This is a genomic window from Xenophilus sp. (assembly GCF_044462705.1).
GTDB classification, from domain to species: domain Bacteria; phylum Pseudomonadota; class Gammaproteobacteria; order Burkholderiales; family Burkholderiaceae_C; genus Xenophilus; species Xenophilus azovorans.
The window spans coordinates 1-8,065 of record NZ_JBIQNC010000209.1 but is presented as its reverse complement, the minus strand read 5'-3'; the positions used below and the strand labels follow the sequence as shown (position 1 = coordinate 8,065).

Below are 8,065 nucleotides of genomic sequence, written 5' to 3'. Positions count from 1 at the left end.
GCGCTCGCGCGCTCCGCGCTGCTGGCCGCCGACCTGGTGCTGATCCCCGTGCAGCCCAGCGCCTACGACGTCTGGGCCACGCAGGAAATGGTGGGCCTGATCCAGGAAGCGCAGGTGTTCCGGCCTGCGCTGCGCGCGGCCTTCGTCATCAACCGGCGCGTGGTTGGGACCGTGATCGGGCGCGAGGCGCGCGCCGCGCTGGCAGACCAGTCGTTTCCGACGCTGCGCGCCGACATCGCGCAGCGCATCGCCTTCGCCGACTGTGTGGCGGCGGGCAAGCTGGTGTGGGAGGTGGCGCCCAAGGGCGCCGCAGCGCGTGAGGTGGCTGCGCTGGCGGATGCCGTGCAGGAGGCGCTGCGATGACGGCTGTCGGTACACCGAAGCCATCGCGGCGGGCCGCCATCGGCCGCCGGCCGGCGCCCGACCCGGCCACGGCCTGGGTGCATCGGGAAGATGGCGGCGCGGCGCCGGTGAAAGCAGCGATGAAAGCGGCGGTGTTCACCGCGCGCCTGACCATCGACGTGACGCCAGCGCTGCGTGGGCGCATCAAGGTGATCGCGTTCCAGCGCGGCATCACCGCCGCCGACATGCTGCGCGAGCTGCTGGAGCGCGAGTACCCGGAGGCACGGCCATGACGGCGGTGCAAGTGGCGGGCAGCACGCCGGGCACGCGGGCCTGGGCGCAGGCGGCGCTGCCGCCGGCCCCAGTGCCCGTGCCTACACCCATGAAGGTGTCGCTCGCCTTCGTCGAGCATCGCGTGAACGTCTGGCTGCGCTTCGGTCGGCCGGCACGCGAGATCGTGCTGGACCGCTGGCGGCGCGTCGCGGTGTTCCTGCCGGGGGCCGTCTGCTGCCGCGTCAAGTGGATCGGCAACGACTTCGGCACCACGCTGTGGCAGCTCATGGTGCTGCAGGCGCCGACGCCGCTGGATGGCATGCAGTGCATCTCGGGCGTGTCGCCCGGCGCGCGCATCCTGCTGCGCGCCGATGGCGAACATCGCGTCAAGGCCGTGCTCGCCGCTGTCGATGCGATCGAGGCGGCGGGCATCGACCCCTGCGCGGTCGCGCCGGTCTACTGGTGCATGGCGGGCAACCGGCTGGCCGCCCGCCTGCCGCTGCCGACCTACACGCCGGAGCGCCACGCGGCGCACCTGGCACGCGGGGCACTGCAATGATCGCGCGTATGCACCGCCTCGCGTTGCTGGCGTGCATGGCGCTCGCCGTGGCGGCGATTGCCACGCCTGCGGCGGTGCCGCTTCCGGTGCGGATCGTCTTCAACCCGAGCGCGAGCGTGGCGCGCGGGTGGTATCGCGTCGATGCGCTCGGTCATCCCGGCTCGCTGCAAGAATCGTTGCAGGTAGGCAGCATCGTCTTGGCTCGGCTCCCCGCTGGCGTGGCCGCGTTCGCGGCGCAGCGCGGCTACCTGCCCGAGGGCGTGCCGATCCTCAAGCGCATCGGCGCCATGGCGCCGCAGGCGGTGTGCGTCTTTGATCGCCTGGTGTGGATCGACGGGGTGCCCGTGGCGGCTGTGCTCACGCACGATGGCGCGCGCCGGCCGCTGCATCCCCGGGCGCAGTGCCGGGCGCTCATGCAGAGCGAACTTTTCCTGCTCAGCAACACCCATCCGGCGTCGTTCGACAGCCGCTACTTCGGCCCCATCGATGCCGCCGCCGTGCTCGGCATCGCGCGACCCTTGTGGACATGGTGAGTGTCATGCGCTTGCGTCCACGCATGCGCCGAGCCTGTCGCCGGACTGCGGCCGAAGCTGCACTTCGGCTGCATTCCAGCGTGCAGGAATCCCGTCGCAAGCGCGCAGCGCCCGCTGCACCCGCGCAGCCTCGCGGGCTGCGCTGCGCGCGCCGTGCGCGGCTGGCGGCATGCCGGAGCCGCGAGCGGATGCGGGGGGCGCAGGCAGAGGGCAAGAGAAAAGGGCCGGCACGCCTCGGGGCGCTTCTCCAGTCTGCACGTGGGGTGGGCACGGCACGTCGCCTGCGGCGTTGTGTGCCGTGCGGACGCCAATTCGCTGCCGCTGCAATAGTCTGGCGCGTGCCGTCCACGCTGCACTGCGCCTCGATGCGCCGGGGCCTTCGCGATGGCTGACGCTGACGATGACCGCTTTCGCCTCCGTCCGACACCGCCCAGAGCGCGCTCCGGGCCGCGTTCCCAGCGCTTCGTGTCCCAGGTGCTCAAGGCCGTGTCGAAGTCCGGGGTCAAGGCGTCAGACACACGCGGTGCACGCCCCGCCTCGACCTTCGGCCGGGGGCGCATGGCCGCCGGACTGGCCGGCCGCGGCCTCGGCGCGAGCGCCCGGCGCGTGGTCATCAAGTCCCGCTTCGTCGTGCTGAAGCGCGCGGGTGCAAAAGCGGTGTCGGCACACCTGCGCTACATCGAGCGCGAGGGCGTGACCCGCAACGGACAGAAAGGACAGGCCTATGGCGCCGACACCGACGCGGCGGACCTCCAGGCCTTCGAGGAACGCGGCCGGGGCGACCGGCACCAGTTCCGCCTCATCGTCTCGCCGGAGGATGCTCCGGAACTGCAGGACCTCAGGGGCTTCACGCGGCAACTGATGCGGCGCATGGAGATCGACCTGGAGACTCCGCTGGACTGGGTCGCCGTAGACCACTGGGACACGGACAACCCGCACACCCACATCGTGCTGCGTGGCTGGATAGGCAGTGAGCGCCAGGGCCGTGACCTCGTGATCGCGCCCGACTACCTGGCCCACGGCGTGCGCCTGCGCGCCTGCGAGATCGCGACCGAATGGATGGGGCCGCGCACCGAGGCCGAGATCCGCCAGAGCCTGCAGCGCGAGGTGGAGCAGCAGCGCCTCACCGGTCTGGATCGTCAACTACTGCGCCAAGCCGAGGTGGACGTCGTGGACCTGACCGAGGGGGCAGGCAACGTACCCGGCACGCAGCGCCGGACGCTGCTGCGCGCCCGGCTGCAGCGGCTCGAAGCCATGTCGCTGGCCGAGCGCATCGACGCGAACCGCTGGCGGCTGGCGGCTGGCATGGACCAGACGCTGGCCGCCATGGGCGAGCGCGGCGACATCCTGCGCACCATGCACCGGGCCATGAAGGGCGAGCAGCGCGAGTTGGTGACCGATCCTCCGGCGGATGCGTCCGTCGTCGGGCGTATCGCGGGCAAGGGGCTGGGCGATGAACTGCATGACCGACCCTGCCTGGTGGTCGATGGCATCGACGGACGGGCGTACTACCTGAAACTGCCGGCTGGCATCGACCTGGGCGGACTACCGCTGGGCGGCATCGTGGAGTTTCGGCCGCCAACGCGGGAGAGCATCGTGGATCGGAATATCCTGGCCGTGGCCAGGGACGGCATCTACACCCCGGCCAGCCATCGGGCGCAGCTCGTGCAGACCGGCGACCGGGATCCCGAGACCACGGTGGAGATCCACGTGCGCCGACTGGAGGCGCTGCGCCGCAGCGGCATCGTGGAGCGCATCGCCGACGGCGCCTGGACCGTGCCATCGGACCTGTTGCGGCAAGCTCGGGAGCATGGCGCGCTGAAGATGCCACGGCGCGCCGTCCTATTGCGCTCGCACCTGTCTATCGAGCAGCAGGTCAGGGCCATCGGTGCGACTTGGCTGGATCGGGGGCTGGTGGCGGGCGATATGGCTCGGCCGGCTGTGCAGGGCTTTGGTGCACAGGTGCGCGAGGCCATGCGGCAGCGTGTGGAGTTCCTGATCGGGCAGGGGCTGGCCGAGCGCCGGGGCCAGCGCGTTGTCTTCGCTCGCAACCTGCTGGCGACCTTGCGGGATCGAGAGCTTTCGGAGACTGCGCGGGCAATCGCCTCCGAAACTGGCTTGAAGTACCGGAGGCCGGCCAATGGACAGAAGTTGGCCGCCACCTATCGGCGCAGCCTCATGCTCGTCAGCGGCCGCTATGCCCTCCTGGACGACGGCGTAGGGTTTAGCCTGGTGCCGTGGAAACCAGTCATTGAATCACGCCTGGGCAAGCAGGTTGCCGCCACACTTCATGGTCGCGAAGTGGCATGGGAGATCGGGTATCGGCGCGGCATTGGAATCTGTTGAGACTGGGCGGGCACGGGTTGACATACTTGCGTGGCGTGGAGCCCATTTGCTTTGGAGCGGAGTCTCCGGGACAGATGTCGTATGCAGGCCGTTGTGAACGCGGCCGAGGCGCTTTGCACATGGTGGCAGGATTCGTGCCGCATCGAACGCGAGCAGGAACCGGCGCCCCGTCTCTGTCGGCCGGACAATGAGATCAGTACCCAGGACAGGTTGGCTATGGGCATACGCAGCCGGGCAGGCAGATTGAGTGACTGGCGGGGTAGTACTGTTGGTCTGGACGGACAATCCGTGCATGACCTTGAAAGAGTTGGAAGCCGTGTACTGGGCCGGTACGTTAGGCAGTTTCGTATTGGCCGCAGACCGCTTGTCGATGACCCAGTCTTCGCTGTCCAAGCGGATCCTCGAACTGGAGGAGGAACTCGGCGAAAGGCTGTTCGACCGCTCCGGCCCCCGGGCGCGAATCACCGGTGCCGGCGAGCGTGTGCTGGCCCAGGCTCGGCAGATGCTGGCTCTGCGTGACGCCGTCCTCATCGGCGCGCGGGGGCCGACGGCGTTGCTGGGAACCTGCCGCTTCGGCGTCAGTGAGCAGGTCGCCTCCACATGGCTGCCGGCACTCGTGCAGCGGATGCGCAAGAGCTGGCCCGAAGTCGCGCTGGAGCCCCGCGTCGGCGTGACGCATGAGCTGTTGGCCGCCGTGGTGCGGGGGGAGACTGACTTCGCCTTGTGTCCGGGTGGCTCGGCTGACGCACAGCTCAGTTCGCGCAGACTGCATGCTGTCGAGATGGTTTGGGTGGCAGGGCAGGATTTCATGCCGCCGGATGGCGTCCTGACGCCCGAGCGGCTGACGCAACTGCCGGTGATCACCACATCGGCGCAGGCCGGAGCCACGGCCGCACTTGACGCCTGGGCGGTGGACCGTGGCTTCAAGTTCCGCCGCATCGTCGCGTGCAACAGCATGGGCGCGGTGGCCGCCCTGGCCGCTGCCGGCCTGGGCCTGTGCGTATTGCCCAAGCCGTTCGCGTCCCGGTTCTTCAAGGAAGGGCGCCTCGTGCGCGTGGCCGCCGTGCGGGAACTGCTGGTTCCATCGCTCCCCTACTACCTGCATTGGCGGCGCGACGACGACAGTACCCTGGGCGCCGCCGTGCGAGAGACGGTGGTCGCTGTCGGGTCAAAGCCGCGCTGGCCGGGTTGATCATCGATTTTTCTCCAGGCGCGCCTTCGATATTTCTCGCTGGCGCGGTTGCTCTCCGCTGCCTACGCTGGCGGTATGCAATCTTCTGAATCACTATCAAACGCGGGTGGCCTTCCACCGCGCGACGCGGCCTGGTTCCGCCAGGTCGCTCAGTGCATCAACGACGATCCCGAGATGGATCTGGTGGGGCAGCATCTGAATGCCACGGTCGCCTTCGCTTTCGGCGCGCAGCGCCACCACCTCGTACTCCAGCACGGCAAGGTCGTGGACGTGCGCCATGGCAAGAAGCTGGACTGGCGCGTCGACTTCGGCTTCCGTGCGCCGGATGCCGTGTGGGACAAGTTCTTCTCCCGGCCGGCGCCCCCGCTATACAACAGCGTCTTTGCCATGGCAATGCGCGTGGATGAGTTCGAAATGGAGGGCGACACCCTGCTGTTCGCACAGAACGCGCGCTCCATGACCCGGCTGCTCGAGCTGATGCAGATCCAGGGGCAGCCGCAATGAGCCGCTTCGAACCTATCCGCGGCGGCTACTTCGGTATCGAGGTCGATGGTGTCGCCTACCGGATCTTCTACGAGGAAGCGGGGCAGGGCATTCCGCTGCTGTGCCTGCACACTGCCGGCGCCGACAGCCGCCAGTGGCGACACCTGCTCAACGACCGCGAAGTCACCCAGCGCTTTCGCGTCATTGCATTCGACCTGCCTTACCACGGGCGCTCGAATCCTCCCGCGGGCTGGTGGCTGCGCAAGTACGAACTCACTCGTCGTCTCTACGTGGGCTGCATCCGCGAGGTCTATCGGGCGCTGGAACTGGAACGCCCCATCCTGCTGGGTTGCTCCATCGGCGGCTTCGTGGTGCTGCAACTGGCGGTGGATCATGGCGAGGAGCTTCGCGGCGTCATCGGCCTGCAAAGCGTGGCCCATGGCATCGGCCGCCACAACGACTTCCTGCACCACCCCGCGATCCACGGCGGCGAGTTCGCTGCCAGCTATACGTACGGGCTGAATTCGCCTCTGAGTCCGGAGGAGGCCCGGCGAGAGAATTGGTGGTACTACGCTCAGGGCGGGCCGGGTGTCTATGCCGGCGATACCGCCTTCGGGCGGGAGTTCGACGTGCGTGCCCAACTCAAGGACATCGATACGCGCCGCTGCAAGGTATCGATCATCTCGGGCGACTATGACTATTCGGCGCTGCCTGACGTCTCCCGGCAGGTGGCTGAGGCGATCCCCGGCGCCCAGTTCACGCTGATCGAGGGGCTGGGCCATTTCCCGGTCATCGAGGACTACGCCAAGCTGCGTCCCAGCCTGCATGGCGCGCTGGAGCACATGCTCGAAGAGGAGCAGTCGGCATGAACGACCCGCTCTACGAAAAGGGTGTGGCCAACCGGCGATTCGTGATGGGCGAGACCCATGTGGCGAGCAGCACCGCGGCGCGTACCAGCTTCTCGCAGCCGCTGAACGAACTCGCCATGCGCTATTGCTGGGGTGAATTGTGGTCGCGCGAGGGCGTGTCGTGGAAGATTCGCAGTTTGGTCTGCTTGGCCTTGCTGGCGGTGCAGAACAAGCCGGTCGAATTCAAGGCCCATGTGGGAGGGGCGCTACGCAACGGCGCGACGCACGAGGAAATCCAGGAGGTTTTGCTCCAGTTGGTGATTTATTGCGGCCTGCCCACCGGCAGCCAGGCCTTCCGATGGGCCAACGAATATCTCGCAGAGGCGCAGCAACCACAGGATCCCGCGCCTCCATCGACGTAGAACAAGGAGACATTGCGCGATGCTGAAGCAATTCTTGAGAGGGCTGGTCGCCTGCGCCGCGATGGCCGTGGCGATCTGCGCGCCGGCAGCGGAATTTCCCTCCATGCCGGTCAAGCTGGTGGTGCCGCTGGGTCCGGGTTCGGCGACCGACATCCTGGCGCGCCAGGTGGCTCAATGGCTTGAGGCGGAATGGGGGCAGCCCGTCATCGTGGAGAACCGCCCGGGTGCCGGTGGCGTGGTGGCGGCCGACTACGTGTCCAAGCAGCCGGCCGACGGGCACACTCTGCTGTTGACGGGATCGTCACTGGTGATCGCGCCGCTCATTGATCGCAATGCCAACTTCCGCATCGGCCGCGATTTGAAGCCGGTGGCGCGCCTGGCGATTCTGCGTATCGTTCTGGCCACCAACAACAAGGTGCCAGTTCCGAACCTGCGTGAGTTCGCCGCGCTCAGCCGTGCCCGGCCGGGGACGATGAACTATGCCGGACTGGGGCGTACGTCGATCATCGACATCGGCATGGAGGTGCTGAAGCAGGGACTGCACATGGATCTCACGCCGGTCGCGTACAAAGGTGCGGCAGAACACAACACGGCGCTGATCCGCAACGACGTGCAGTTGGTGTGGGGTGGCGCCCAGGTGCTCAAGGAGCAAGCGAAGGCGGGTCGGGTCCGTTTGCTGGCGGCCGTCTCCGAGCACCGCTTCTCCGATCTGCCCGACCTGCCCACCGTGAAAGAGGAAGGCTACCAGGGCTTCATTCCTCAAGTGTGGACCGGGATCATCGCGCCGGCAGGTACCCCGGACCACGTACTCGCTCGCATTACCAACGACGTCAACCGCGTGCTCGCCCGCGCGGATGCCCAGGCCGTGCTGCGCGACAAGCTCGGCAACGATCCCGCGCCGCTGCCGCCTGGGATGTTCGGCGAGGAAGTGAACAAGGAAACGGCGTTCTGGGCGCGCACGCTCAAGGGCCTCGGCATCGAGCCGCAGTAAAGAACAGACATGGAACCCGGACTCGTGAGCGCACTCCCCCTGAAGGACCCTTCCCTCTTCCGCCAGCAGGCCTTTC

The 8,065-nt window shown here is 67.9% G+C and carries 9 protein-coding genes and 1 pseudogene; all 10 read left to right on the top strand.

Annotated elements, in window-relative coordinates; translation table 11 throughout:
• Positions 1-363, top strand: a pseudogene (locus ACIY1X_RS22270) (ATPase); the annotation flags it as partial.
• On the top strand, positions 360-635 hold the full coding sequence (locus ACIY1X_RS22265; protein ID WP_304304825.1) for a chromosome partitioning protein ParB: 276 nt from the start codon (positions 360-362) through the stop codon (positions 633-635). The pseudogene ACIY1X_RS22270 and the gene ACIY1X_RS22265, both read left to right, overlap by 4 nt.
• Complete coding sequence (locus ACIY1X_RS22260; RefSeq protein ID WP_304304824.1) at positions 632-1,174, top strand: DUF2840 domain-containing protein; 543 nt, start codon at positions 632-634, stop codon at positions 1,172-1,174. The genes ACIY1X_RS22265 and ACIY1X_RS22260 overlap by 4 nt, the downstream gene beginning before the upstream one ends.
• 8 nt (positions 1,175-1,182) lie before the next feature.
• A complete protein-coding gene (locus ACIY1X_RS22255) occupies positions 1,183-1,707 on the top strand; it encodes a S26 family signal peptidase (RefSeq protein WP_304304823.1) in 525 nt (174 codons plus the stop codon).
• Between the two features lie 465 nt (positions 1,708-2,172).
• The gene (locus tag ACIY1X_RS22250) at positions 2,173-4,053 is read left to right on the top strand and encodes a DUF3363 domain-containing protein (protein WP_316702600.1); all 1,881 of its coding nucleotides are present in this window, start codon (positions 2,173-2,175) and stop codon (positions 4,051-4,053) included.
• 292 nt (positions 4,054-4,345) lie between these two features.
• Positions 4,346-5,245: a LysR family transcriptional regulator gene (locus ACIY1X_RS22245; protein ID WP_304304821.1), complete on the top strand. Its 900-nt coding sequence runs from the start codon at positions 4,346-4,348 to the stop codon at positions 5,243-5,245.
• A 75-nt stretch (positions 5,246-5,320) separates the two neighbouring features.
• Positions 5,321-5,749: a hypothetical protein gene (locus ACIY1X_RS22240; RefSeq protein ID WP_304304820.1), complete on the top strand. Its 429-nt coding sequence runs from the start codon at positions 5,321-5,323 to the stop codon at positions 5,747-5,749.
• On the top strand, positions 5,746-6,597 hold the full coding sequence (locus tag ACIY1X_RS22235; protein WP_294371632.1) for an alpha/beta fold hydrolase: 852 nt from the start codon (positions 5,746-5,748) through the stop codon (positions 6,595-6,597). The genes ACIY1X_RS22240 and ACIY1X_RS22235 overlap by 4 nt, the downstream gene beginning before the upstream one ends.
• Entirely contained in the window at positions 6,594-6,998 is a 405-nt protein-coding gene (locus ACIY1X_RS22230; RefSeq protein WP_294371630.1) for a carboxymuconolactone decarboxylase family protein, read from the top strand. The genes ACIY1X_RS22235 and ACIY1X_RS22230 overlap by 4 nt, the downstream gene beginning before the upstream one ends.
• 19 nt (positions 6,999-7,017) lie before the next feature.
• On the top strand, positions 7,018-7,989 hold the full coding sequence (locus ACIY1X_RS22225; RefSeq protein WP_294371628.1) for a tripartite tricarboxylate transporter substrate binding protein: 972 nt from the start codon (positions 7,018-7,020) through the stop codon (positions 7,987-7,989).
• The last annotated feature ends 76 nt before the right edge of the window (positions 7,990-8,065 follow it).